This is a genomic window from Aeromonas sp. R7-1 (assembly GCF_040908115.1).
GTDB classification, from domain to species: domain Bacteria; phylum Pseudomonadota; class Gammaproteobacteria; order Enterobacterales; family Aeromonadaceae; genus Aeromonas; species Aeromonas caviae.
Genome location: NZ_JBFODD010000048.1, coordinates 40,654 through 67,073, shown reverse-complemented (window position 1 = coordinate 67,073; position 26,420 = coordinate 40,654). Strand labels below are relative to the sequence as shown.

Genomic DNA, 26,420 nt, shown 5'->3' with positions numbered 1-26,420 from the left:
TCGGAATCCATCATGATTGGGGGCGACATTATATCGGTCAGACCCGACAACACCAGTACTAAGCGACAGGGACTCAAGATGGCGCCTGACGCCATGATGTGCCAGTGATAGACTGCCGTCAGCAGACCGACATCACACATAATAATAAGCTCAGGATGTACCCATGAAGCCGACGAAGTCTCACCCCGTCATCCCCGTCAGCCAGCTAAAACCTGGCATGTACGTCATTGCCATTGCCAGCCAGACCGGCGCCATGGAGATTGCCCAGACCGGCATGGTGACCAACCCCCAGCAGGTGGAGGCGCTGATCCGGCGCGGCGTGCTGACGGTGCGGGTGGATCTTGCCCGCAGCAAGCTGCCGGGAGGGGGCTCGGCAAGCCCGGCGGATGTGGTGACAAACGGGGCGGGCTCCTCTCGTCAGATCGGCAGTGGTGAAGGGCGCGAGCTCAAGATCCGTCGGCTCTATCAGGAAGCGCGCGAACTCCAGGGCAAGTTCATTCGCCATCTCAAAGCCGGAGAGCCCATCGACATCACGCCCCTTGCCGCCGTGGCCGAAGAGATGGTCGATACCATGTTCACCCACGGCGATGCCATGCTCTGTCTGGCGCGGATCCGTGCCAAGGATGCCTACCTGATGGAGCACTCCATGAATGTCGCCATCCTCCTGGCGAACTTCGGCCGCTACCTGGGGCTGGATCGCAGCGTGCTCAAGGAGCTGACCCTCGGTGGCCTGCTCCACGACGTGGGCAAGATCATGACCCCGGACGAGGTGCTCAACAAACCGGGCAAGCTCACCGATGAGGAGCTGGAGGTGATGCGCGAGCACGTGGTCCACAGCCACGACATCCTGGCCGCCACCGCCGGCATCACCCCCATCATGCTGGAGGTGGCCGCCAACCATCACGAGCGGATCGATGGCACCGGCTACCCGCGGCGCCTCAAGGGGGATCAGCTCTCCCTCTACACCCGCATGAGCGGCATCGTCGATGTCTACGATGCGGTGACGGCAGACAGAGTCTACAAACAGGGCATGCAGCCAACCCAAGCGTTTCGCATTCTGCTCAAGGGGGTTGATCTGCATTTTGATGCCGACCTGGTAACCAGGTTCATCAAGTGCATGGGGGTCTATCCGGTGGGTACCCTGGTGCAGCTCTCCAACCAGCGCCTGGCCATCGTGATGCAGCGCAACGAACAGCAACCGCTCAAGCCCGTGGTCAAGGTGATCTATCACGCAGGCCATCGCCATTATCTCGAGGTGCAGTGGCTGGATCTCGCCAAAAACGGGGTTCAGGAGACCATAGAGAGCACGGTGGACCCCAAGGAGTTTGGCATCAACCTGGCCAACTTCGTCTAACCTGTTCGGCTTGTTGGCTGCTGCTCGCGGCAATGGCGAATCAGGAACTCCTCATCCAGCGGGGAGAGATCGAAGCGCAGGCAGGCCTCTTCGATGGCCCGGATGTCGTGTTGATGGTGTTCGCTGAGCCAGCGCACCGCGCGGCGCAAGTCTTCACCATGGGGCAGCAGGGTATGGTCGCTCATGGAACACCTCCGGTCAGCCATCGACGCCAGCCCGTCAATCCGGGCTCTCACTTTTAGCTTAGCCCGCCCGCACTCGCCCGGCAGACACCTGCGCCCTTGACGGTGCCCACCCTATAGCAGGTATGCTCGACCCCTTCGGCGCCCTGCCGTGCCGGCGCCGCTCAAACAAGGATGCTGCATGCAAACCAAGGACAAGTGTCTGGCCGCCCTGGTCATTCTCTGCTGGGGACTCAACTTCGTTGCCATCAAGTGGGGGCTGGAAGGCATCCCCCCACTGCTGCTGGGAGCACTACGTTTCGTCGGAGTCGTCTTCCCCGCCATTCTGCTGGTTCCCAGGCCTGCCATGCCCTGGCGCTGGCTGCTGGCCTATGGCGGTGCCATCAGCCTGGGCCAGTTTGCCTTCCTGTTCTGCGCCATGAAATTCGGCATGCCCGCCGGCATGGCCTCCCTGGTGCTGCAATCCCAGGTGGTCTTCACCCTGCTGTTCGCCATGATCTGGCTGGGAGAGCGCTGGCAGCCCCACCACTGGGTGGCACTGCCGCTGGCGGGAGCAGGTCTTTATCTCATCGCCACCCATGGCGAGGGCAACCTCACCCTCATCGGGTTTGTGCTGACGCTGTGCGCAGCCACCTGCTGGGGCCTTGGCAACGTCATCAATCGCCAGATAGGTCTGCGCTATCGCACCTCTCTGCCAAGCCTGGTCGCCTGGGGCGGGCTGGTGCCCATCCTGCCCTTCTTCGCGCTCTCCTGGCTGTTCGAGGGGCCCGAACTCATCGCAAGCAGCCTGCTCAACATCCGTTGGCAGGGCGTCTTGTGCGTGCTCTATCTCTCGTTTATCGCCACCTGGCTCGGTTATGGCCTGTGGGGGAGGCTGCTGATGCGCTATCCGGTGGCCCAAGTTGCCCCCCTCTCCCTGCTGGTTCCCTGTGTCGGCATGGTGGCCGCCGCCCTGCTGCTCGATGAACACCCCACTCCCCTGCAATGGCTGGGCTCGGGTCTGGTGCTGCTCGGCTTCGTGGTGCATCTGCTGGGGGGCAAGATGCGCTTCTTGAAGACCCAAACCGAGGATTGACCTCGCCCGGGAAACTTCCCATCATGGGTCAGGCCCTCTTGGGCCCACCCCGTTATTTCGGCAGGACGCCATCATCAGGAGAGCAAGGACATGCGTCATCCGTCACTTTCGATCATCCCCTCTTTACCAGGCATCATGCGGGTCACGGCCATGCTGCTCCCCTTCTGCTGGAGCCCGTTCGGCTGGAGTGCCACCCTGCCGGCAGATCTCAAATGGGAGAGCAACGACACCGATCCCGTCTATGCAGACCCAGAGGCCAAGCGAGGCGGCACCTTCCGGGATTTCATGTCGAGCTTTCCGCTCACCTTGCGCAAATACGGGCCGGATTCCAACGGCGGCTTTGCAGCCTACGTGCGCGAGACCAACCTGCCGCTCCTGAGCACCCATCCCGTGACGCGCAACCCCATCCCCATGCTGGCCAATCAGTGGGCTTTCGGCGCGGATAACAAGACGCTCTATTTTCGCATCAACCCCAAGGCCCGCTGGTCGGACGGCCAGCCCGTCACTGCGGACGACTGGGTCTTCACCCTCAAGATGATGCGCAGCAAGGAGATCAACGACCCCTGGTACAACAACTACTACAGCACCCAGATAAGCGAAGTGACCAAGTTTGACGATCACACCCTCGCCATCACTAGCGGCACCGAGAAGAGCCGGGAAGATCTGCTCGAAGCCCTCCCCTTCACCCCGGAGCCCAGCCACGCCATCAAGCTGACCGCCAGCTGGGTCAAGGAATACAACTGGAAGGTGCTGCCGGTCACCGGCCCCTACCAGATTGGCGAGCTCAAGAAGGGCAAGTCGGTTACCTTCGACCGGGTCAAGGATTGGTGGGGGAACGACGAGCGCTACTTTCAGCACCGCTTCAATCCGGATCGCATCGAGATCAAGGTGCTCAGGGATCAGAACATCGCCTGGCAGCACTTCCTGCGCGGTGAGCTCGACACCTTCCCCCTCGTGATGCCCAACTGGTGGCACGACAAGAGCAAGACCGCCGAATTCGAGAAGGGCTATATCGAGCGGCTCTGGTTCTACAACCAGACGCCTCAGCCCCCCATGGGGCTCTATCTCAACACGGCCGATCCCTTGCTGAGCAATCTCGACGTCAGACTCGGCATCCAGCACGCCCTCGCCCTGGACAAGATGATCGCGACCTTGCTGCGGGGGGACTACCAGCGTCTCAACACCTATGGCTCGGGCCAGGGAGATTTCACCAATACCGACCTCAAGGCGCGCCCCTTCGATCCCGCACTTGCTCGCGAATTCTTTGCCAAGGCCGGCTTTACCAAGACCGGACCGGATGGCATCTTGCGAAACGACAAGGGCCAGCCCCTCTCCCTCAGCATCACCTACACCACGGCGGAACATGCCCAGCGCCTAACCCTGTTGCGGGAAGAGGCGAAAAAGGCGGGGCTCAACCTCGAGCTCAATCTGATGGATGCGTCTGCCGGCTTCAAATCCATGCTGGAGAAAAAACACCAGAGTGCCTGGATGGCCTGGAGCGGCGGTCGCTATCCCGCCTATTGGGAACACTTCCACAGGGTCAATGCCAACAAGCCCCAGACCAACAACATCATGAACATCGATGACGACAGGATCTCGGCCCTGGTGGAGCAATACGACAAGGCGTTCGATTTCGGCAAGAAGGCCGACCTCTCCCGCCAGATCCAGCAGCGACTCTATGAGCTCGCCAGCTTCGTCCCCGCCTATCAGGTGCCCTATACCCGGGCCGGCGCCTGGCGCTGGGTACGCCTGCCCAAGGTGCCGGCAACCCCCCAGAGCGACTTGCTCTACTGGCCCCTTGACGGCTCCAACTCGGGTTACAGCTTCGGCGGCCTGCTCTGGATTGACGAAGCGGCAAAGGCGCAGACCCGGGCCGCCATCAAAGGGGGGCAGACCTTCCCGCCGGTGACCATCACGGATACCACCTACCAGCAAAAATAGGGCAGCTGGCACCGTCGGCCCCAAAACAAAAGACCCCGCACATTGGCGGGGTCTTTGTTACAACCGGGATGGCACCAGGCAGAGGGCACTCAGCCGCGTTTGGCCTGCTTTTGCGCAATGGCGTCGGCGACGTCGGCCGGGTCCAGCACAATGCCTTCCTGATCCGGCGTCGGGAACACGGCCACGCAGAGATCATCCTGCTCCATGCCGTCCACCCAGCGATCCAGCCACACCTTGAGAGTGATGGATTGCGGCTTGCACTCGGCCCATTCCCCTTCGGCCCAGGCCTTGGCGTAGTCGGGATGCGGCCATACCGGGATGCAGTCTTCCTCTTCGGTCGTCAGCATCATGACGCCGTGTTCGTCGGTCAGGACAAACAGCTCTTCGTGCTCGACCAGCTTGCTGATGAAGTGATCAAAGCGGTAATCGGCGTTCAGTTGCAGCGCGGCATTGCGCTCGGTGTCGCTAAGTTCATAGCTCATCGGTCAAGTCTCTCGTTCAATAAAGGGCGACATGTTCACATCTTGCCGACCCCTTGTCCAGCAGGAGTAATGGGTCAACCGTCTTTCCATCGCCTCACCTCAGCTCGGGGGTCAACAGCCGGAGTCCCGCGGTCTCACCCAGTCGCTCCCTCAGCCAGTAGGCAGACTCCACCTCCACAAAGCAGAGCTGATCCCGCCCCGCAGCGACCCCCACCATGATCTGCTCAAGCCGTGCTTGCTGGGCGGCACTCCAGGCAGCAACCAGCTTGCCGCCATGGGCCTCGTCCACCACCTCACGGCGCAGCTCGAACAGGTTATCGGTGATCGGGCTGTTTATCTTGCTCGGGTGGCGCCAGTACATCTGCAGGTTGTCCAGCATCTCCTCATCGTAGCTTGCCAGCGCATCGAGCTCCGGCGTCTCTTTGCTCTGGGCCGCGAATTCACACCAGCCTGCCGACAAGGTAGCCAGACTCTGGGCATCCTTGCCATGCTGACGCAGGGTTGTCACGTCTTCCCCACGAATGGCCGGCAGCCAGAGATCTCCTTGATGTTGCGCCAGGAGAGGGAGCAGCAAGGAGGGAGCATAAACAGGAAAACGGGGACCCAGAGAGTGCAGCAGAGAGACCAGAGTAACAGTGATCATGAGACGCGCCTTGAACAAAATGACCTGGCATCACGCCTGGTCATGAGGGTGAACGAGGGTGCCATTCTAGCATGTTTGCCTTGCTGGGGGCGTTTGCGTCCAGCCGGGCCGGTGATAGATAGCGTCCAAAAAAGCAGCGTTTGAACCAGAGCGGCCCCGATAAAGGCCAATTGTTTGAGCCAGCGCCCACTAAAGAGGCACCGGGGATGCTAGGTTGCATACATCTTTAGCGTAAGGAGTGCATCCATGAGTGGGATCAACCAGGTTTCTGACGATTTTGTGAATGAGCTGAAAATACTGGCGTGTTTTGATCCGGCCAACATGAGCCTGGGGATCAAGCTGCGCAGCGACATGTCGGAAGCGCTTTGCCAGGCGGCAGCGCGCCTGCACAGCCAGGGCCTGATCACCGCGGTAGATGGCGGCTATCTGACCCCTTTCGGCATGACCATGCTGGAGCATCTCCAACACCTGCTGGTCGCACTCAAGCCGAATTGAGCGGTTGTGGTGCCCAGAGCGAGAAGTTGAGCAACTCCCAGCGCTCTCCTTGCCGCAGCAGACAAGCAAACAGCAAAGGACCTTCGGGTCCTTTTATCTTGCCATCGACCAGCCACTCTCCCGCCCGTTTTGGCACCGGCTGTACCCTGATCTCATCGGGTTTCACCGCGTTTCCCAGACGAACATGTACAAACTGTTGACACACGGACACGGCATCATTCACCGCAGGATCCGGCGTTGGCGTGCTGGCCTGACCGGTCAACGCCACGGTCAGCAAGAGGGAGGAGATCAGGGTCATGACGCGTATTGAGAAGCCATGAAAACAAAAAGCCGTGGCACCAGAGGTACCACGGCTTTCTTAAATTCTGCAAGAATTACAGAGCAGTTACGTTCTCAGCCTGCGGGCCTTTTTGACCTTGGGTCACAGAGAACTGTACGCGCTGACCTTCAGCCAGGGTACGGAAGCCGTTACCTTGGATGGCGCTGAAGTGAACGAAAACGTCCGGGCCGTTTTCTTGCTGGATGAAGCCAAAACCTTTGGTTTCGTTGAAAAACTTAACGGTACCGGTGATCATGTTAGACATATCTTTAAACCTGTATTCAAAATAATTACTTATGCTTTTCAGCGGGTAAAGCTCAAAAAACGGGATTACTTATGAACAACAGGAAAAGATGTAAAACATCATATTCATTGACATAACTATCGCCCTTTCAAGCTGGTTGAGATTATACGTGCCTTTGTCGATTACGCAAACAAATTTGTACCCCGCCAGCAGCGGGGTACGGCGGTTTAGACCTGTGCCGACTCCAGTGCCTGAACCAGAGCTTTGAGGAAGCGAGCCGCCTCTCCACCGGTGCAGGCTCTGTGGTCAAACGTCATCGACAGGGGAAGTGCACGCACCGGGCGCGCCTCGCCGTGGATGAACACCACCTTCTCGAACAACTTGCCCGCTCCTATGATGGCCACCTGGGGTGGTGTGACGATGGGGCTGGCGTAACGGCCGGCGATGGCGCCAAAGTTGGTGAGGGTGATGGTTGCCCCCTGCAGCATTTCCCGCGGCACGGCACGGGCCTTCACATCGGCGATCATCCGATCCAGCCCCTGCCGTATGTCAGCCGGGTCCCGCTCTGCCACGTTCTCCATCACGGGCACATAGAGCCCATGTCTGGAGTCGACCGCAATGGCCACGTTGACCTCCCTGAACAGGCGCCGCGACAGGGTCTCTCCGTCAAACCACGCGTTCATGGAGGGTTCGGCCCGACACGCCACGCCGATCGCCTTGATGAGGCGCACCGTCACATCTTCATCCGGGCGCCAGTGGCGCAAGTCCACTTCGTCGGTGATGCTCACCGGCACCACAGTCCGGTGCGAGAGCTCCATCGCCTTGGCCATGGCCCGGCGCGAGCCTTTCAGGAATTCGTTGCCGCTCTCCTGCTGGGCCTCGAACGCCTGTTGCACATCCTGCTCGGTCACCATGCCAGCGCTGCCGGTTCCCTTGACCTTGTCGATGTCCAGCCCCAGTTTTTGCGCCAGCAGACGGACCGCTGGCATGGCTTGCACCAGCGTGCCGCCGGGCGCCATGGCCCCCACCACGAAATGATCCTCGATATGCTGCTGATGGGCGCTGACCTTGCCAACGACGGTGCCGTCATCCTCGCCCCCTTCAAACTCCACCAGCGGTGCCCCGATGTGGAGGATGTCCCCCTCCTGCCCGCACAATCTGGCGATGACCCCGGCCACCGGTGAGGGCACATCCACCAGCGCCTTGGCTGTCTCCACCGACAGCAGTACCTGATCTACCTGCACCGTATCACCGGCGCTCACCTTCCACTCGACGATCTCGGCCTCGGCCAGTCCTTCGCCCAGATCCGGCAATTTGAAAAATTTCATGACCTGCTCTCCCTCTGCTGGGACATCACCAAACATTGACAGACACCATGGAGCCCTGTGGCCCTGGCACTTGCGCATCCGTACCTGTCGTGCGTCATAGCCACTGGTTCTCCATCAGTTGCCGAGCCGCCTGCGCGATCTCCTGCTCGGTGATGAGGTAATACTCCTCGTTGCGATAGTAGGGGACGGCGGCATCCACGCCGGTGAGGCGTCTTGGCGGCGCCTTGAGGGCAGTCATCGCCTCTTCGGTCACCTGGGACACGATTTCGGCACCCACACCGAAACTGCCACAGGCTTCGTGTACCACCAGCAGCCTCCCGGTCTTGCGTACCGAGGTCAGGATGCTCTCCATGTCCAGGGGTTTGATGGTGGCAAGATCCAGCACCTCGCACTGGATGTCCTGCTCCGCCAGCAGGTGCGCCGCACGCATGACTTCCTGGATGCAGGCACCCCAGGCCACCACAGTGATGTCCCGGCCGGGACGCAGGGTGAAGCAGACATCCAGCGGCAGGCCGACGCCGTCATCCACCACATCCGACTTCATGGAGCGATAGATGCGATCCGGCTCGAAGAACATCACGGGATCCGGATCCCGAATGGCCGACAGCAGCAGGCCGTAAGCCCGCTTCGGGCTCGAAGGGATCACGACCCGCAGCCCGGGGATATGGGCAAACAGGGCCTCGACGCTCTCGCTGTGGTGCTCGGGTGAATGGATGCCGGCGCCGTAGGGGGAGCGGTAAACGATGGGACAGGTGACGCGGCCACGGGTCCGGTTTCGCATCCGTGCCGCCTGGCAGATGATCTGCTCCATGCCCGGGAAGATGAAGCCCTGGAACTGGAATTCGGCCACGGGTTTGAGCCCCTGGGTCGCCATGCCCACCGCCACCCCGGCGATGAGTCCTTCGGCCAGCGGCGTATCGATGACCCGCTTGAACCCGAATTTATCGCGAAGCCCCACAGTGGCGCGAAACACACCGCCGTTGACCCCCACATCCTCCCCCAGTACCACCACATCAGGATCGCGTGCCATCTCGTGGTGCAACGCCAGATTGATCGCTTCGAGCAGCGTGATATCGCTCATAGTCCCTCCCCGCTCTGCTGCATGCCCTTGGCGATGATGCGCTGGCGCTGGGCAAGATAGGCCTTCGGCAGCTCGGCAAACTGGTAATCGAGCAGGGTCTCCGGCGCCTGGGGCGTGATGGCCTCATAGGCGGCAACGGCGCGTTCCACTTCCCGGCCCGCCTCTGCCAGCAGCGCCTGTTCCTGCTGCTCGTCCCACCAGCCCCGTTCAAACATGAACTGGCGCAGCCGCTTGACCGGTTCCCTGGCCCAGGCCGCTTCCACCTCGGCGCCGTCACGATAGCGAGTCGCATCATCGGCGGTGGTGTGATCCCCGAGCCGGTAGCTGACGGCTTCGATGAGCGTCGGCCCCTTGCCGCTGCGAGCCCGCTCGACGGCGGCGCGGGTCGCCTCATAGACCGCCACCACGTCATTGCCGTCCACCTGAAGGCTGCGCACCCCGGCCCCTATGCCCTTCTGGGCCAGGGTGGGCGCGCTCGACTGCAACTTGCGCGGCACCGAGATGGCCCACTGGTTGTTGTTGATGATCATCACCATGGGGAGATGCCAGACACCGGCACAGTTGAGCCCCTCGAGAAAGTCTCCCTTGGAGGTGCCGCCATCGCCGATGGTCACCACGGCGACCCTGGGCTGGTTGCGCAGCTTGAAGGCGGCCGCGATGCCGGCAGCATGGGTGATCTGGGTGGCGATGGGAACGCAGATGGGCAAGTCTTCCGACAACTCGCCATCGGCCTTGTAGAAGAGACTGCCCCGTTCATCGCCGCCCCAATACTGCAGGTTCTGCTCCATGGGCACGCCCCTCACGTAGAGAGTGGGCATGTCCCGGTAGTAGGGCACATAGACATCCTCTGGCTGCATGGCGAGCCCGACCCCGATCCCCACCGCTTCCGCCCCGAGATGGGAGGGAAAGGTGCCGAGTTTGCCGGTTCGCTGCAGTGCTATCGCTTTCTTGTCGTAACTGCGCACCATCACCATGTTGCGGTAGAAGGTGTGCAGCATCGCCTTGTCCAGCCAGGTCGGCAGTGTCGCGACCGGGCGCCCCTCCTCATCGAGGTAACGAAGGAAGGGGATGTCGACATGGGTCATAACTGGCTCCTTGCCGTTGTCAGCGTCACCACCATGAGGTGACATTTAAAATGTAAACAACATGTTAACCAAAGGGCAACGAGATTCACCCAGGTAAGACCAGTAGAAACTTCTTTTATTTTCGAAGGTAATCGGAATTTTCGGCGAGCATAAACAAAGAAGGGAGCCTGTTCAGGCTCCCTGTCATATCGAGTTCGGGATCATACCCATCACCGCCATGCTGCTTGCCACCGCCCGTGGCGCAGGATCAGCATGACAAAAAGGCGTCAATTCACTCCCACAAACGGGTGGGTACCACCAGCAGCATGGTGCGCTGCCCGATGGCCACGTTGGCGTTGGGGAAGACCACCGCCTCCCGCGGTTTCTCTACCCTGTATTGCCGATCCCCATCTTCTGCCAGCACAAAACCCTGGGGAAATTCGGTGAAGTTGTCCACATCGCTGGCAAACAGGAAGCGGAACTGCTCCGACTGCTTGTTGATCACCCGATCTATGGCAAAAAGGGTGAAGTCATCGGCTCGCCATGGCTCGAGGGCCACCTCATCCTGGGTCACCAGCTCCTGCAATGTCTGGCGCACCTCGATGAAGCGAGTCATGTCGTTTTCACCGAAGGGCCGCACCTTGCCCAGCTCCACCGTAAAGGCATGGGCGCCGTGCTGGTGCGAGCTGTAATAGCTGAAGGTGGTGGTCGGGCCGCTCGAGAGCAGTATGGTGCGCACGCCGCAGGCACCGAGGAAACGTACCTGCTCCTTACAGTGGGGGCGTTCGTGGGGAAAGGGATAGACGGCAAACTTCTCGTGGCGCGAGCCGCGAATGGCGGTATGGAGATCGTAGTGGTAACGGGGCCTGGCCGAGTCGGCAAAGAAGCGGCTCACATACTGCTCCAGACGCATGGCGCGGATGCGCTCCCGGTTGCACAGCCCCTCCCCCTTGCTGTGGGCGCCCGAGAAGAGGCGGTTCATGTTCTCTTCCACCTCCCTCACCCCCTGGTTCATGGCGGCGGGGTTGCCAAAGAGGAAGAGCACCCGGTGACGAACCTTGAGCTCCTCTGCGAGCAACCGGGTCAGCAACTGGTTGCAGATCTCGATGGGGGCTGTCTCGTTGCCGTGGATGCCGCAGGAGAGGACGATGTCCTTGTGCCCGGGTTGCCCCGCCTCGGAAGCGGGTTCCAGGCAGATCACGCCGGTATCCCACACGCTCACCCGGGTACCGTCGGTCAGATTGAAGGCGAAAGGCTCGAGCTGCCACTCATGGCGGCGCGTCAGGGCCAAAAAGTCATGCTGGGGAATCATCCGTCTCACCCTTTAGTCTGGAATGCCATGGCCGGATTATACGCAAGGCAACCGGGCTTAAAATCAGTTTTTAAACAAATTCAAACAGTAAGGATACAAAAATGGCGAGAATGAGTGACAACTCATGCAACAGGATCAAGCGGGGGGAAACACGGGAGAGGGAAAGCGGTGAACGGGTATCGGCAGGTGAAGACAGCATGCCTTCGGCAGACGGGTGGGCAGCATGCCCCTGGGATCAGCAGAAAAACAAGGCATCCATGCCCGGCTGATCAACCACGCCAGAACGGCTTGGTGGTCTCTTGATAGCGGTCGGCTTCGTTCAGACCGATGTCCTTGAGCAGGTAGGCGGGCAGCTCGGAGAGCTGGCGACGGCTGCGGCTGCGTTCCAGCCAGGTCAGGACGGTCATCTTGACGCGAGCAACCAGATTCGATTCGCTGGAATGCTGGTAACCGGCTTCGGTATAAGTCATGTTGGCCATGATATGGCTCCTCTCTCTCGTTCTGCGCAAGGCTCGGATTTGATGCGCAAAGCTTAGTCAGGGCGGGGAGGTGCCTCAATTGACGAATTTTGATACATGACATTAGTAAAAGTAATGGTTGATATCGCCAGGGCAATAACCATAACCATATGATTTTAAAATGAAATAATGCAGAAACTTTCCCCCTGGCAGCCTGACAGCATTTTCTCCTGCGCCACCCACTTCTAACTATGCACTTTCCCACGCTAGCTATGCACGGCACGACGGTGAGTCAGCAGGGTGCAAACTCTCGGTCACTAGGGTTTGTTAACAAATAGATCGCAACAAGATCGTTATTTAACAAAAAGATACGAACAGGCAACCTGAACCGGATGCCCCCCATGTCACCCCCATCGTCAGGGTGGCACCGGACACTTGGCACCCTGCCATCATACTGGTATGGTTATTTATACAGTGGTTTATCATGCTGCCTTCCCACGTTGTCCCAACACCATGCTGAACAGGGGAGCGGCACACACACAGGATCTGCCGATGGACACCTTTACCCCCACCGCCGCCCTGCGTCAACAGATGGCCCTGCTGGAGGCGTCGCTGGCACGCCTTGCCCGGCAACTGGGCCAGCTCGACCTGCTGGAGGCTCATGTCTATCCCCTCCCGGCCGTGGCCCAGGGGGAAGAGCATGAGCCCATCGAGGCCATCGAGGTGGGCTATCTCTCTGGCGAGGCGGCCCTGGCCGCCACCCTCGCCGCCTTTCAGGACCACAGCGCCCGCCCCGGCTGCTCCACCAAGGCGACCCACCGTCTGCCCGGCTGGCTGCGCTTTCCTGCCGCCTGCGCCAGGGAGCTGGCCCCCGTCATCGAGGAGATCAACGCGCACAAGCTCGCCTTCAAGGCCATGGTGCAGGCGGCGGGCGGGCGGGACGAGAAGTTCGAGCTGGTGCACGGTGCCCTGCCCGGTGTCATCACCCTGCAGGTCTATCGCAAGCTGACCTGGCTTCAGGGGGATCTGCATTCGCTGGGCTTCACCTGGGCCGACAAGCAGAGCATCAGCCGCCTCAGCCGGGAGCAGGTACTGGAGATGCTGGAGCGCAGCCGCCGATATGTACCGGCGCTCTTTGACAACGAAGAGTGGAGCAAGATGGTGGATCAGGAGGTATACGACATTCGCCGCCTGCCGGCGGATGCCGCCCTGCGGATCCGCAGGCCGGTCAAGACCCACCCCATGATCAACCTGCTCTGGCAGGACAGGGAGCCCCGCAAGCAGCAGATCAAGGCGAGCCTTCCCCTGCTGCTCTGCTCCGATACCCAGCCGGCCGTCACCCATCTGGGCCACTACCCGCCCAAGCTGCGCCAGGCACGCCGGGATCGCAAGATTGGCGGTGACCCCATCATAGAGCGGCTGCACCTCTACCTCTATCAGGGGTAGCGCAGGCTCGGCACCGCCACAAACGACAAGGGGAGCATCACGGATGCTCCCCTTGTCACATCGGGCGACAGCCCATCGCCGTCAGCTCATCAGCAGTGCCCGCAGGCTCTCCACATCCAGCCCCTTCACCTCGGACTGGCCGCTCAGGAGGCCGTCGGCCAGTGCCCGCTTCTCGTCGTGCAGCGCCACTATCTTCTCCTCCACCGTCTGCTCGCACACCAGGCGATAGACGGTCACCGGCTGGGTCTGGCCCATGCGGTGTGCCCGATCGCTCGCCTGATCCTCCACCGCCGGGTTCCACCAGGGATCGAGGTGCAGCACGGTGTCGGCCTGGGTCAGGTTGAGGCCCGTGCCCCCCGCCTTGAGGCTGATGAGGAAAAGTGGCACCGCTTCGTGGCGAAAACGCAGGATGGACTCCTGACGGGACTTGGCCGAGCAGCCCCCATCCAGATAGCAGTAGTCCCACTGCCGCTGTTCGATACGGCTGCGCAGCAGGCTCAGCAGATCGACAAACTGGCTGAACACCAGCACCCGGTGGCCACCATCGATGGCTTCGTCCAGCAGCGCCATCGCCTCGTCCAGTTTGCTGCTGGTCTGGGACCACTCCGGCATCACCAGCTGGGGGGAGCAGCAGAGTCGGCGCAGCCGGGTCAGGCCGCTCAGCACATGCATCAGGGCACGGCCATCGGCACTTTGCACCTGCTGCACCACCTCGCGCCGGGTCGCCTCGTAGAGCTGACGCTCCTCGGGGGAGAGGCTGATGTGATGGATGATCTCGGTCTTGTCCGGCAGCTCCGTCAGCACCTGTTGCTTGAGGCGGCGCAGGATGAAGGGGCTGATCACCGCCCGCAGCATCGCCATGTGCTGGGGATCCTTGACCGCCTTGCCAAAGCGGCGCTTGAACTCCCCGAGGCTCCCGAGCAGGCCGGGGTTGATGAAGCTGAACAGGCTCCACAGCTCCCCCAGATGGTTCTCGATGGGGGTGCCGGAGAGGGCGAGGCGAAAATCCCCGTCGAGCTGGAACAGCAGCTTGGCGCGCTGGGTACCGGCATTCTTGATCTGCTGTGCCTCGTCCAGCACCATGCTCGACCAGCGGCGGGACTTGAGCGCCTGGGAGAGACTGCCGAGCATGCCGTAGTTGACCAGGACGATCTGTCCGGCCCTGGCCCCCTGGATCAGGGTCTCCCGCTCGGCGGGATGGTCGAACACCACCACCTCGAGCTCGGGGGCAAAGCGGGCCACCTCCTCCTGCCAGTTGGTGACCACTGACTTGGGCACCACCACCAGCGCCGGGCCCAGGTGCTGGCGCATGCGCAACACGATGAGGGCCTGCAAGGTCTTGCCCAGGCCCATGTCATCGGCCAGACAGGCGCCAAAGCCGTGATGGGCCAGGGTCGCCATCCAGCGTACCCCCTCCTTCTGATAGTCCCGCAGCGCCGTCAGCAGCTCAGGGGGACAGCTCACCTCCTGCTGCCACTCCTGCTGGAGATTCTGCCAGGCGGCATCCCCCTCGGTGGTGATGACGGAGAGCAGGCGGGCCAGCGGATAGGCCAGCTTGTTGTTGATGCGCTGCTCGTTGTCCAGCATGGCGCCGAGCACGGTGAGGCGTTCCACCAGCTTGTCGCTCAGCATCAGGCTGGTCTTCTCGTCGAGCTGCACCGTGCGCTGGCCCGGGGTCAGCTGGCGCAGGATGAGGCGAAGATCGAGGATCTGGTGCTCGTCCAGCGAGAGCGCCCCCTCCACCTGGAACCAGTCCTGACGCCGCTCGATGCGCAGGCTCAGGGCTGCCTCATCAAGGCTCTTGAGGCGGGCGCTGTCCTGGTGCCAGTGCACTACCACACCGGCGTCCACCAGCTCGGGCAGGGCGTTGACCAGGGTGAGCGCCTGCTCCCCGTCCAGCTTCCACTCGTTGCCGGGCAGGCCGATGGGCAACTGGTTGCGAAGGCGTTGGGCATCGTCCTTCTCGGCAGCCAGATCCCGCTGCCAGTAGTGATACTCCCGGATACCCTGGCGCACGATGGCCTCCCCCTTGCCCAGAGGCAAGGGAGGCAGGTCCCCCTCCCGGGTCACCAGCTGGACCACGAGCTGCCCCTCCTGCCAGTCGAGCAGGACGGAGGGAACGCCGGGCCAGGGGGCCAGCTCGGCGTTGCCTCTGAGCCCCGCCACCTGGCTGTGCCAGGGGAGATCGGGGATCGCATCCAGCGTGCGTTGCAGCTCCTCGAGCCCGGCCGGCGGCAATGCCGGAATGGCCTCCAGGGCCGGTAATCTGTCCAGCAGTGCCTGCGGTGTCAGAATAAGCTGCCACAAATCCTGAGCCAGAGGGACGATGTGCGCACCGCGGGCGGCGGGAGCAGGATGTAGTCTGGCACTCATGCCCTCCCCGCTCTGTACCAGTTGCAGCAGGGGGGCGCTGACGGCCAGTTGCAGCTTCTGCCCCTTGGCATTGAAGAGGCGAGGATGGTTTGCCAGGGGCACCCAGGCATCCCGGGGCAGCTTGCCCATGTTGCGCGGCAGGGTGCGCACCAGTGCCCAGTCCGCCTCGTCCAGCAGACTGGCGTACTGGGTGGAAAGCAGGGCCGGATCGACCCTTCGCCCGGCGGTCCACTCCCCCTTGGTGCTCTGCTTCTGGATCTTGCACTCAAGCTCAGGCCCCTCTGCGTGGAGCAGCCAGACCAGCCGCTCCTGGGGCTTGCGTACCCCGCTCGAGCGTCCCAACCCCTGCAGCCAGTTGAGCCAGCTTGCCGAGGCGGGGGCCTTGCCTTCCTCCTCGGTGGCATCCTCTTCCTCCCCTTGAGCAGGACGCAGCGCGCGCAGGGGCCAATGGGCGGCTTCCCGGCCCAGCAGGAGTCGCAGCAGATCCTGGCAGAAGGCCATCAGTCGATGCCGGGGCTCGGCGCCCAGCACGTGGGAGAGGTCCCACTTGTGCAAGATGGTCACCTGGGGGCTCTGCTCGCCGTGGCGCGCCAGGGCGCAGAGATCGAGCCAGAGGTAACCCCAGTGGAGCTCCTCCAGCGGCAGTTGCAGGGTATCGAACAGGCCGACCGCCTGGCCGTGGCGATCTCCGGCCCACTGCCCCAGCAGATCGGCCAGCAGGGGGGAATGATGGCCCAGACTGCGCTGCCACTTCTTGCGCTGCTCGCTCCCCTGCACCGGATCTGCCTGTTGCAACCAGCCGAGCCAGAGCAGAGCGCTGAACATCCGGGGCCAGGGCGACGCCTCTTGCCCCTGCCACTGGCCAAGCGCCCCCAGCAGCCGCTCGGCCAGGGGTTGCTCATCCCCTTGCTGCGCCAGTTGTTGCAGCGCAGGCCAGTGAGTGGTTACCTCTCCGCCAAAGGGGCCGCAGAGCCACTCCCATTCGCGGGCGCGAGCCTGGATCTGGCCAGAGAGCGCCGGGGAGCAGGAGGCAACCAGCGTTGCCAGCGGCCAGCCCTCGTCAGGCTCTGCGTCAAGCAGGGCCTGCAGGGCGAAGTGCTCGAGCAGCAGGGCCTGCCAGGCGGGGCTGGAGCCTGCCAGCAGGCGGGGAGCATCGGGGAGATCCAGGAGGCTCAGGAGTTCGGCACTCTGGTAATAGGCCGGGATCTGCCCCGCGTCTCCCAGACAGAGCTCGCGCACCACCTCCTGTGCCCGCTCCAGGCCCGTGACCGAGGGGATGCGGGACCACTGCGGCATGGGGCACTCCCCCGCACGCACCGCCAGGATCAGGGTCAGGGTTCCCTCTGCCGTCAGACTCCACTGCTGCTCCGTTCGTTGACGGACAAGCCCCCACTGCTGCAACTGATCGAGGGTATCGAGCAGCGCACGCCCGGGTGCGCCCGGGGCATAGAGGGTGTCTTGCAGGTAACGAGTGCTGGCGGCGCGCTGCAATTGCAGCTCGCACAGCAGGGCATGGCAATCTGAAGAGAGGGTGAAGGCTGACATCAGAACTCACGGGCAAGTGCAAAGGCGGAATTTTAACGGGAAAGCGGCGGCGGCTCGACCCTTAAGCGCGAAATAGTGCAAAAAAGCTGGCGCCTTTGATGGGTACACGAGCGACAGGGCTGACAGGGCACTCGTCCCTGCCACCGGGCAACGGGCCACAGGAGGGGCGCGGTCATCAAAAAAGGCGCCGCAGCGCCTTCTGGAAACGGATTGTTGGCTCAGCCTTCCAGCCGGGCCAGACGGGCTTCCAGCCCCTGCAACTGCCCCTTGAGGTGCTCGACCTCTTCTTCGAGCGCCGCCAGTCTGTCTGCCGCCGGTGACACAAGGTTGCCAGCAGGCGCCGCGTCGGCCAGCGCCTGCAGATCCACCTCGCCACTGAACAGGTGCGCGTAGCGGGATTCCCGCTTGCCCGGCTCACGGGGCAGCTTGACCACATAGGGCCCCCGCTCGATGAGGGTGGCCAGCACCGCATCCACCTCGGTCACATCGTCAAAGCTGCACAGCCGGTTGGTGCGCGAACGCAGCTCACCCGGGGTCTGCGGACCACGCAGCAAGAGTTCGCAGATAATGCCGAGCTCCTGGGCCGAGAACTTCAGCTCGCCGAACTCGGTATTGCAGAAACGATGCTGATAGCGGGGCACCCTGGCGTTGAAACCGGCGGTATTGACCACCAGACGGCGGCGGATCAGCTCGTCGATCACGGCACGAATATCCAGCTCGGCGAGCTCCAGCACGGGTTCCCGGTTGCTCTTCTGGTTGCAGGCATTGACCAGTGCATTGAGCGAGAGAGGGTACTGATCCGGCGTGCAGATCTCTTTCTCAATCAGGCAGCCGATCACGCGGGCCTCTAATGGGCCTAGTACTATCTCCATGTCATACTCCCTTGCCAAACAAGACGTTAAGACGGTTATCTTAGCCAAGGCGCTTGCGCCGTCCAGCAGATAACCCCATTTTTGCGAGCCGATGAAACCCTTGCTGCAACCTTGTACAGCAAAACGGCCGCGGTGCGCGGGCGAGGTGAACGGATGGCCGGGAACCTCTTTGGCAACCAGCCCCCTCCCCCTCCAACGAGGCGGGCACAAAAACCATCACGGCCGCAAAGGCGGCCGTGATGGTAGACAGATTGAAACGGCCCTCACGAAGAGGGCTTGCGCTCCAGGGTCGCGGCCACCTTTCTTGCGGCCGACACGGTGAGCAAAGGCTCACCCGGATAGAGCATCAGGGCGCTTGCCCGCAGGTTGTCCGCCTCCGCCGTGCGCCCCAGGGCATTGAGGGCGATCACCATGTTGGCGTAGATGTTGGCCCTCGGGGTATGGCGCACGAAGGCCTGCCCCCAGTCAAGGTACGCTTCAAGCTCCGCCTTGTTGTTGGCCTGCAGACCGACCATGAGGCGCACCGCGTTCACGTCGAACTCCACCCGGGTCAGCCAGGCCATGGGGTTGACGATGTCGAGCAGGAGCGCAGGCTGCTTGTAACCGCCCCGCTCATACTTGGTCACCACCCAGGCGGTATGCAGGGCGGTCAGCATGAAGGGGATGACGATCAGGGGAATGGCGATGGCCATGAAGCGCAGCAGCAACCAGGGGCGGCACAGATGGTCGCGCCAGTTACCGTGGCCTTGCTCCTCCACCTCCGCATCCATCGCATACAGGAGCAGCAGCAGCGCCCACCACAGGGCGATGGCGTGGTAGAAGGGGTACTCGGTCTGGGTGTGCAGCAAGATGGGGGTCACCAGCGCAAACAAGGCGGCGCCCTTGACCCAGCCCGCCCGACTCAAACGCCACAGCAGGGCCCCGCCCATCAGCACCATGCCCAGCATGGGTGCCAGACCCCCTTCAACCGCCCAGTAGAGAAACTCGTTGTGGGGGTGATCCAGGTTGTACTCAATCTGCACCATGGCCGGGTTCAGCGCCTTGTCGGCCATGTAGTGATGGAGAAACACCGACTCGAAGCTGCCATAACCCCAACCGGTCCAGGGCATCTTGGCAATCAGCTTGGCGGCGTAGGGCCAGTAGATGGAGCGCATGCCACCGGACTGGTAGATCTCCAGCCCTCGTCTGGCTCCGGTCATCAGGTATTGCGAGGCCAGCCCAAGCAGAATGCCCAGGGCCACCAGCGCGAGCATCCGGCCCAGCCGCCGCTCACGCCCCAGCTGGGCGGACAGCAGCAAGAGAGCCATCACGCCGCCCAGTTGCCCGACCCGCGATTGCAGGACCACCAGCAGCAGAGAAGTGGCCAGGATCACCCCATAGCGCAGCCCCTTGAGCCAGGGGTTGGCATCACCGCGCAGCTCCAGCCAGATGGCCAGTGACAGGCCGGTCGCCATGAAGCTCGCCATCACGTTGGGTTGCTGGAAGATGCCATAGGGGCGGTTGGTCTGGGTGTCGTACCCAATCCAGTTGCCCGGCACCAGCAGGTAATACTGCACCAGGCCGAGCAGCGCTTCGATGGCGACGGCCCCCAGCAGCAGATAGAGCAGCCTGTCTCGCCCCTCGCGGCCGAATCGCCACTGATAGAGGCTTGCCAGAAACAGCAGGCCGGCAAACAGCCCCAGCAGCCGGGGAATGGCATAGTCCTGGAGCTCGAATCCCGGATAGGCCATGGGCAGCAACAACAAGAGGCCCCCCAGCCACTGGGCCGTCAGCAGCGGCGAGACCACCAGTCGCTGGCTGAGGGTCACATGCCACAGCCCCAGCGCCATCACCAGGCTGGCGAAGATCCAACCCCAGGCATTGAACGGCAGATAGAGCCCTGCCCCGCCCGGGTTGTGCATGAAAAAATGCATGCCAAGCAACCAGTAAAGGAGGCTGACAACCCCCAATATCCCTGTCGTCGACGTCACCGTCACTGCTCCCTGTTGTGTCATGCTCATGCTCGTTTTCTTCCGACACGCCATACATGAAGGGGGGCAGAGCCCCCCTTGTTCACTTCAATCATCCTTGTGCCGATTCCGGTCGGCGAAACGCATGGCGCACCAGCACGATGCCCACCCCCAGCATGCCACCGAGCAGGGTAGCCAGCACCACGACCAGAGGGCGCTTGGGCTGCTCGCGGCTCAGGGGTTCACTCGGCGAAGCCAGATAGGCGAACGACTGGAAGGGCTGTGCTTCAAGCTTGATGGCCTGAAGGCTGCCCAACTGCAGGCGCAGGTCGCTCAGCGCCGGGTTGAGGAACTCGGGGTTCTTGATCTCCTTGAGGATCTTGAGCTTCTCGGCGAGGGCGCGCGCCCCCAGATCGATGGGAAGGCTCCCCTGCTCCTGCAGATTCTGCACCGGCGCCTCCAGCCCGGCCGCCTGTGTAATGCGCAGACCATATTCGGTACGCAGAATATCGTCTTGCAACTGCTTGAGGGTATCGGCCTTGGCACTCTCGAACTGGGTCTGCAGCGTCTTGATGCGGTTCTGCCAGATGGTATCCAGCTCCTTGCCCTTGGCCGCCGACTCCTGATGCTGGATAAAGGCGATGTACTGCTCCAGCCGGGATTTGGCCTCCCCCGCCGTGGCCGCGGCAAAGGAGAGCGTCACCTCTTCACGCAATTTGTCCGGTGCCTTGGCGCTGATCCCCTCGGCCATCTTCTTGAGCAGCAGCCGCTTGCCTTTGGGGTCTGTGACGTCGGCCTGCGCGGCCTCGGCATCCAGGTAACCCCTTTCTTGCAGGAACTGGCGCTTGTTGTTGAAGCTGTTGAAGTTGTTGACGAAGTCGCCATAGAGCGCCTTCTTGTCAAAGGCAGTAAAAGCCGCCACCGGTACCTGAGCATTGACCAGCTGGTTGATGTTGAGCTCGAGGGACTCCACCTCCTTGAGGGTGGGCGACTTGATCTCGGCCTGGCTGACCCAGACCTGGGGGGCCAGCAGGGCATAGGCGATACCTGCTGCGGCAAAGACGCCTGCGACCAGCAGGATCAGTATTTTCTGGCGCCACAGCACCAGGATCAGCTCACGCAGATCGATTTCATCACCGGAAGAAGCTTGCCAACCCTGGGGCAACTGACTGTCTGAATTATCGAATACTTGTTTGTTCATATCGGGCCCTGAAGATGAGGTGATTGCCAGAGAGGGGCGTGACGGTCTTTCTCCGACAAGCGTAATGGCACATTGTCCATGAGGGGCCACTCAATAGCCAGTGTCGGATCCGACCAGTGAAGGGACGCTTCCAGCTCGGGAGCGTAATAATCGGTGCATTTGTAGAGCACCTGGGCCCATTAGCTCTGAACATATAAATCGTGGGCAAAACCTGGCGGGATCAACATCCTCCAGTCCTCCTCTAATAATACCCTGTCAACCCATTGACAACAAAGCGGCCCATCACGGATCTCAACAACCATATCGAAGATCGTACTAGGTGTTTATTTTTTCAACCAGCATAAAAGTTGGTGTGGTCAAGCGAACAAATCTACATTTTATAGGCAAAATAAGGTCGTTATTATATAGGCCAGATAAGGACCTTAATATTGGGCTACAAATAGTTTCAATTATTGTTATGTAGACAGCCATGACTGATAACTTCCAGCCAAGAATGTTAATGAACTGGTTGATGAGTTTCTGAATCTAAGAAATCAATTTCATCGACTACTACCAAGTGCGGATCATTATGCAGCATCATTTTTGCTTTCCATACCAGATCACAGATTTCATCTGTTGGGTTAAATCCGGTAGGCATGCTTAATAACAGGTGACGGATCTGCTCATGATCAAAGCGGAAACAAGCGTCATCCAGTGCGGCTAAAAAAGATCGCAGTTGTGACCATGGTATCATCAACTCAGATGCTTTCATGATCCGAGGATGTGCAGTACCTTCAACCTGTTCACCAATAAGCAGCTCTTCAAACAACTTCTCGCCGGGACGTAAACCCGTTATCTTCACCTCAATATCCCCGGCAGGGAACTTATCGCTTTTAAGCTTAAGACCACTCAAGCGGATCATACGGTGCGCCAAATCAATGATTTTGACCGGCTCCCCCATGTCCAAGACGAAGACATCCCCTCCAAGCCCCATAGCACCAGCCTGAATAACCAGCTGCGATGCTTCAGGAATTGTCATGAAATAACGAATGATGTCGGGATGGGTCAAGGTTAAGGGACCACCATCACGGATTTGCTTGCGGAACAGCGGCACAACTGACCCTGAAGAGCCCAACACGTTACCAAAACGCACCATACAGAAACGAGTTTGGCTTTGTTCTGCAGCCAAGGATTGCAATACAAGTTCAGCCAATCGCTTGGTGGTACCCATCGTATTGGTGGGCCGAACAGCCTTATCAGTCGAAATCAACACAAAGGTTTCAACCTTGGCTCTGATCGCCGCCTGTGCGCAATAGAGTGTACCAAAGACATTATTGCGCACGCCTTCAACTACGTTGTATTCAACAAGGGGGACATGCTTGTAAGCCGCAGCATGGTAAACCGTCTGGATCTGGAAGGTACTCATCACCGCTTGCAAACGATGTTGCCGCTGCACCGACCCCAGCAATGGCTCGATCTCAACCTGCAACCCTTCTTGCTGACTGATTTCTTGCAGCTCTTTATCAATGGCATACAAACCATATTCAGACAACTCAAACAACACCAATTTCGCGGGCTTGCAACGAATTATCTGACGGCACAATTCAGAGCCGATAGAGCCGCCCGCTCCCGTCACCATCACCCGCTTACCAGATATATTGGCATTGATCAACTCAGGGATCGGAGCAACCGCATCACGCCCCAACAAATCCTCAATGCTGACCTCTTTCAGCTCGTCGATATGAGCATGCCCCTCAACCAAGTCAGCCATACCAGGAATTGACAGTACTTCGCATGGGCACTGCTCTAATCGATTGATCACCATTTGCCTGACACTACGCGGAGCACTCGGCATGGCTAGTAATATTTTCTTAATATCAAAATTTTCAATTAACTTTTCAATAGAATCAGCACTGTAAACGTTTATTCCCTGGATCACTGCTTTGACCAAAGCAGGATCATCATCGACAAAGGCCACAGGCAAGTACTCTTGCCCTTGATTCAATGCTAATTGCAACTGCCGTCCAGAAGAGCCTGCGCCATATATCAGCACAGCCACTCGTTGTTGCTTACCACGAACTACCAGTGCGCGAAAGAACAGTCTAGCCCCCCCAACCAGCAATACCGAAAAAGCAAAATAGATGACCGATACCGTTCTAGGAAGCGGAACCTCCATAAAAAACGCCAGCATGACCAACGACATGGTGGAGAGGAGAACACCGAGAGATACTGTCCACAACACCTTGAAACCAACATATCGTAATACCGCGCGATAAAGCCCTAACCGCATAAATACGAGAATGGTAATTGGCAGCAAAAATGTAAGCATTTGCCAATGCGATAAGCTCTGCAATGGAATATTGGCATCCAGCCTTACCCAATAACTTCCCCAAAACGCCAAGCAGAGTAATAATAAATCTACAAAAATACTAACAGCCTGCTTATAAACTCGTGGAATAGCCAAGAAGTAATTCAACATAATGGCACCATTTAGTTAACAACGGTGAAGAAGATCAGACAGAACAACTCATGGTAACACTACTTAGACCCAACAGCATCACCAGCACCGCTACCGGTTGCAGTCATAATGATGTAGCGGAAGTAGCATGCTAGCGTCAGGGTATCTATCATCTGCCGATCTGTTTTGGCAAGCAACGCCGGAGTTGACATATCGATATTTTTAACCTGTGCTAAACCGGTAATACCAGGTAGTACCTCATACACACCCAATGCATCACGTTCTTTAATCAGTTCCTCCTGATTAAAGAGATTAGGACGCGGCCCAACCAAGCTCATCTCCCCTTTAAGCACATTGATAAGCTGTGGTAGTTCATCAATTTTCGTTTTGCGTAAAAACGCACCAAGCTTGGTGATGGAACTTGTGCTAGCTAAGTGACTCGCCACCGACTGGGTATCGATTGACATAGTACGAAATTTTATCAATTTAAATGGTTTCTTGTAACGCCCAACCCGCTCTTGTATAAAAATGGGCGAACCAGTATCAAACAGGCCAATCAGAGTAACGACCAATAAAATAGGCCCAAGAAATAACAACCCAAAAAAAGCCGCACAAAAATCAAGCGTTCGAATTAACATTCTTCTTTATCCTCAATAAAACAGCGTTTAACCCCGTCCTCCACAGATATCGGCGGCTGCCAGCCCAATGTTGCCTTAGTATGGCTGATATCAACCTGTAGGTTACCACACAATCGCTCAATCACCGCCTGCTTACCCGTTAGCTTACCAACCAGTCGTAACAAACTCACTGGTACCGGTAATAAACGAGACGATTTATCCGCAGCCCGAGTCATCATCTCAAGCAGTCGAGTGGTAGAGATATCCTCATCATCGCTGACCAAAAATATCTGATTGACAGCGTTAGGGTTATCAATACAGGTAATGATTAGATCAACTAAATTATCCAACGCAACAAAACTTCGCTGATTATGAACTGCCCCAAGTGGTAACCATTGACCATACCTTACAGCTTGAGTCAACTTACCAAAATTTCCTGGGGCATTAGCACCATAGACCAGTGGTGGACGAATGATGACCACTTCAAGACCAGTATCTTTAGCTATCTGATGCAATCCCAACTCTGCAGCATATTTTGATTGGGTATATTCATCCCAAGGGGCAGCAACATCATCATACTTGAATGGCCCTTGTTGATTATGGCTACCGTTAACACCGATTGAGCTAATAAACACAAACCGCTTAACACCAGCCGCTATCGCTTGACGCGCCAATTTCAACGTACTATCACAATTTACATGGTTAAACTCTTTCTGGCGGTTCGTCGCATTTTTATTGATATGTGCCTGCGCAGCACAATGAATGACCACCTCAACATCAACCAAAGCCGGAGCATAATCCGCCGCAGCACTAATCTCACCCATCACATGACTCATCAGTTGAGGACAGGTAACGGCAGCACGGTTATCGTTCACCCCAGCCGGTGCACGGCGACCATAAGTTCGGATTGCCACTTCTGGTTGCTGCGCTAGCTGCTTTAATACTGCATTACCCACAAACCCGGTGGCACCTGTTAGTAGAATCATTAATGTTCTCTATCATTCAAAACAGATTAAATAATAAGGCAATCGACAGTGCAATTCGATCACGCAGCCTACGTCTTAGTTGATTGATATGAAAAAGCAAATATAAGTTACCAGCATACCCTTTATTTAAACCATACTTGACAATAGGAAAATGATGCAACTCCAGCTGCTCAGATATCTTGGTACATTGTTTACGGTACCACTTACTTTTTATCATATGCAGCCGTTTTTTAGCCGCTCCAAAGCTGTTATTTGTTCCGACCTGATTATTAGCATGTTGTCGATACAACATCATTGGATTGGGATCGATAAACCAGCTATAACCCTGGCTGCGAGCAAATGCATAAAGTAACCAGTCGTGCAATGCAATATCATCACAAACTTGGTGATATCGTTCTAGCAGCCATGCTTTAAATTCAATTGCAACTTTACGCTTAAATACGTAGGTACACCCCGGGCCGGCGGCTTCAAATAAAAAATCCCATTCTCTCTGCGGTTGCGCTTTATCAATCAATACTTCACGACCACCTTCCCAAAAAGCGGTAACATTCGCAGAATAAAAATCATATAGTTGAAGTTTTTCGATAGCCTTGGTCAATTTATTCTCTGGCCAAACATCATCCTGATCACTAAAGGCGATATAGTCATAGTCACTTAACTCTGCATCTTTTAGTAGGCGATAAAAATTTTTTCCAGCACCACCAAAACGTTCACCATAAGGCAGCAACCTAACATTAGTGTTTTTCTTTGCATAAGCACTACAAATCGCAAAGGTATCATCATCACTTAAATCAATACTAATCACTACATCGATGGTTGCATTAGCTTGTTGAATAATGGTGTCTAGTTGCTCTTCTATCGAACTAAAGCCATTGTATGCAGCAAGCAAAATTAGTGTCTTATTATTTATCACGTATTAATTACTCTAATTGTTATATATTAAAAATACATAACTTAACACCAAGTTCTCTGTAAGTATGAATGATAGTTATGGACTCTTAACGTTTCTACCTCCT

The 26,420-nt window shown here is 58.7% G+C and carries 24 protein-coding genes; 5 read left to right on the top strand and 19 right to left on the bottom strand.

Annotation, left to right across the window (positions count from 1 at the left end; all coding sequences use genetic code 11):
- The first annotated feature begins 163 nt into the window (after positions 1–163).
- Complete coding sequence (locus AB5Y51_RS12765; protein WP_041214868.1) at positions 164–1,354, top strand: HD-GYP domain-containing protein; 1,191 nt, start codon at positions 164–166, stop codon at positions 1,352–1,354.
- Here AB5Y51_RS12765 and AB5Y51_RS12760 read toward each other — a convergent pair.
- Positions 1,351–1,539 (bottom strand): hypothetical protein, encoded by a 189-nt coding sequence (locus tag AB5Y51_RS12760; protein WP_257707086.1) that lies wholly within the window; start codon positions 1,537–1,539, stop codon positions 1,351–1,353. The genes AB5Y51_RS12765 and AB5Y51_RS12760 overlap by 4 nt on opposite strands.
- A 178-nt stretch (positions 1,540–1,717) precedes the next feature.
- Between AB5Y51_RS12760 and AB5Y51_RS12755 the strand changes: the two genes are divergently transcribed.
- The gene (locus AB5Y51_RS12755) at positions 1,718–2,611 is read left to right on the top strand and encodes an EamA family transporter (RefSeq protein WP_368178549.1); all 894 of its coding nucleotides are present in this window, start codon (positions 1,718–1,720) and stop codon (positions 2,609–2,611) included.
- A 90-nt stretch (positions 2,612–2,701) separates the two neighbouring features.
- Positions 2,702–4,552: an extracellular solute-binding protein gene (locus AB5Y51_RS12750; RefSeq protein ID WP_368178548.1), complete on the top strand. Its 1,851-nt coding sequence runs from the start codon at positions 2,702–2,704 to the stop codon at positions 4,550–4,552.
- An 89-nt stretch (positions 4,553–4,641) separates the two neighbouring features.
- Here the strand turns inward: AB5Y51_RS12750 and AB5Y51_RS12745 are convergent, their stop codons facing one another.
- Together AB5Y51_RS12745 and AB5Y51_RS12740 are read right to left on the bottom strand one after the other, a co-directional pair.
- Positions 4,642–5,034 (bottom strand): DUF2750 domain-containing protein, encoded by a 393-nt coding sequence (locus AB5Y51_RS12745; protein WP_010675308.1) that lies wholly within the window; start codon positions 5,032–5,034, stop codon positions 4,642–4,644.
- A gap of 94 nt (positions 5,035–5,128) precedes the next feature.
- The gene (locus AB5Y51_RS12740; RefSeq protein WP_368178547.1) at positions 5,129–5,677 is read right to left on the bottom strand and encodes a hypothetical protein; all 549 of its coding nucleotides are present in this window, start codon (positions 5,675–5,677) and stop codon (positions 5,129–5,131) included.
- A 246-nt stretch (positions 5,678–5,923) separates the two neighbouring features.
- Between AB5Y51_RS12740 and AB5Y51_RS12735 the strand changes: the two genes are divergently transcribed.
- Positions 5,924–6,172, top strand: coding sequence for a TIGR02647 family protein (locus AB5Y51_RS12735; RefSeq protein WP_039040223.1), 249 nt, complete (start codon positions 5,924–5,926; stop codon positions 6,170–6,172).
- On the opposite strand, the gene AB5Y51_RS12730 is transcribed toward AB5Y51_RS12735, so the two are convergent.
- The 7 genes from AB5Y51_RS12730 to AB5Y51_RS12700 all read right to left on the bottom strand — a co-directional run bounded on the left by AB5Y51_RS12730 (position 6,159) and on the right by AB5Y51_RS12700 (position 11,999).
- On the bottom strand, positions 6,159–6,470 hold the full coding sequence (locus AB5Y51_RS12730; protein WP_103254967.1) for a hypothetical protein: 312 nt from the start codon (positions 6,468–6,470) through the stop codon (positions 6,159–6,161). The two genes, AB5Y51_RS12735 and AB5Y51_RS12730, sit on opposite strands and share 14 nt — an antisense overlap.
- Before the next feature lie 76 nt (positions 6,471–6,546).
- Positions 6,547–6,756: a cold-shock protein gene (locus AB5Y51_RS12725; RefSeq protein ID WP_005302803.1), complete on the bottom strand. Its 210-nt coding sequence runs from the start codon at positions 6,754–6,756 to the stop codon at positions 6,547–6,549.
- A gap of 206 nt (positions 6,757–6,962) precedes the next feature.
- Positions 6,963–8,063 (bottom strand): dihydrolipoamide acetyltransferase family protein, encoded by a 1,101-nt coding sequence (locus AB5Y51_RS12720; protein ID WP_201969354.1) that lies wholly within the window; start codon positions 8,061–8,063, stop codon positions 6,963–6,965.
- Positions 8,064–8,157: 94 nt separating this feature from the next.
- Complete coding sequence (locus AB5Y51_RS12715; protein ID WP_010675313.1) at positions 8,158–9,144, bottom strand: alpha-ketoacid dehydrogenase subunit beta; 987 nt, start codon at positions 9,142–9,144, stop codon at positions 8,158–8,160.
- Positions 9,141–10,229 (bottom strand): pyruvate dehydrogenase (acetyl-transferring) E1 component subunit alpha, encoded by a 1,089-nt coding sequence (gene pdhA, locus AB5Y51_RS12710; RefSeq protein WP_319903967.1) that lies wholly within the window; start codon positions 10,227–10,229, stop codon positions 9,141–9,143. The genes AB5Y51_RS12715 and pdhA overlap by 4 nt, the downstream gene beginning before the upstream one ends.
- Before the next feature lie 271 nt (positions 10,230–10,500).
- Positions 10,501–11,520 (bottom strand): succinylglutamate desuccinylase, encoded by a 1,020-nt coding sequence (gene astE, locus AB5Y51_RS12705; RefSeq protein WP_048207984.1) that lies wholly within the window; start codon positions 11,518–11,520, stop codon positions 10,501–10,503.
- Positions 11,521–11,789: 269 nt separating this feature from the next.
- The gene (locus AB5Y51_RS12700; RefSeq protein ID WP_010675316.1) at positions 11,790–11,999 is read right to left on the bottom strand and encodes a DUF1127 domain-containing protein; all 210 of its coding nucleotides are present in this window, start codon (positions 11,997–11,999) and stop codon (positions 11,790–11,792) included.
- Positions 12,000–12,530: 531 nt separating this feature from the next.
- Here AB5Y51_RS12700 and AB5Y51_RS12695 point away from each other — a divergent pair.
- Positions 12,531–13,424: a DNA replication terminus site-binding protein gene (locus AB5Y51_RS12695; RefSeq protein WP_039040220.1), complete on the top strand. Its 894-nt coding sequence runs from the start codon at positions 12,531–12,533 to the stop codon at positions 13,422–13,424.
- Between the two features lie 81 nt (positions 13,425–13,505).
- On the opposite strand, the gene AB5Y51_RS12690 is transcribed toward AB5Y51_RS12695, so the two are convergent.
- From AB5Y51_RS12690 to AB5Y51_RS12650, 9 genes are all read right to left on the bottom strand, one after another.
- A complete protein-coding gene (locus tag AB5Y51_RS12690; protein WP_368178546.1) occupies positions 13,506–17,342 on the bottom strand; it encodes a DEAD/DEAH box helicase in 3,837 nt (1,278 codons plus the stop codon).
- Between the two features lie 218 nt (positions 17,343–17,560).
- Positions 17,561–18,214, bottom strand: coding sequence for a YceH family protein (locus AB5Y51_RS12685; protein ID WP_039040218.1), 654 nt, complete (start codon positions 18,212–18,214; stop codon positions 17,561–17,563).
- A gap of 263 nt (positions 18,215–18,477) precedes the next feature.
- Entirely contained in the window at positions 18,478–20,127 is a 1,650-nt protein-coding gene (locus AB5Y51_RS12680; RefSeq protein ID WP_368178545.1) for a Wzy polymerase domain-containing protein, read from the bottom strand.
- A gap of 148 nt (positions 20,128–20,275) precedes the next feature.
- A complete protein-coding gene (locus AB5Y51_RS12675; RefSeq protein WP_368178544.1) occupies positions 20,276–21,364 on the bottom strand; it encodes an LPS O-antigen chain length determinant protein WzzB in 1,089 nt (362 codons plus the stop codon).
- Positions 21,361–21,534: a dTDP-4-dehydrorhamnose 3,5-epimerase family protein gene (locus AB5Y51_RS12670; RefSeq protein WP_368178543.1), complete on the bottom strand. Its 174-nt coding sequence runs from the start codon at positions 21,532–21,534 to the stop codon at positions 21,361–21,363. Before AB5Y51_RS12670 ends, AB5Y51_RS12675 begins: the two co-directional genes overlap by 4 nt.
- A 326-nt stretch (positions 21,535–21,860) precedes the next feature.
- On the bottom strand, positions 21,861–23,822 hold the full coding sequence (locus AB5Y51_RS12665; RefSeq protein ID WP_201888402.1) for a nucleoside-diphosphate sugar epimerase/dehydratase: 1,962 nt from the start codon (positions 23,820–23,822) through the stop codon (positions 21,861–21,863).
- 59 nt (positions 23,823–23,881) lie between these two features.
- Positions 23,882–24,439: a sugar transferase gene (locus tag AB5Y51_RS12660; protein WP_201888403.1), complete on the bottom strand. Its 558-nt coding sequence runs from the start codon at positions 24,437–24,439 to the stop codon at positions 23,882–23,884.
- Positions 24,433–25,404 (bottom strand): NAD-dependent epimerase/dehydratase family protein, encoded by a 972-nt coding sequence (locus tag AB5Y51_RS12655; RefSeq protein ID WP_368178542.1) that lies wholly within the window; start codon positions 25,402–25,404, stop codon positions 24,433–24,435. The genes AB5Y51_RS12660 and AB5Y51_RS12655 overlap by 7 nt, the downstream gene beginning before the upstream one ends.
- A gap of 16 nt (positions 25,405–25,420) precedes the next feature.
- Positions 25,421–26,317: a glycosyltransferase gene (locus AB5Y51_RS12650; RefSeq protein ID WP_368178541.1), complete on the bottom strand. Its 897-nt coding sequence runs from the start codon at positions 26,315–26,317 to the stop codon at positions 25,421–25,423.
- Positions 26,318–26,420: the final 103 nt, after the last annotated feature.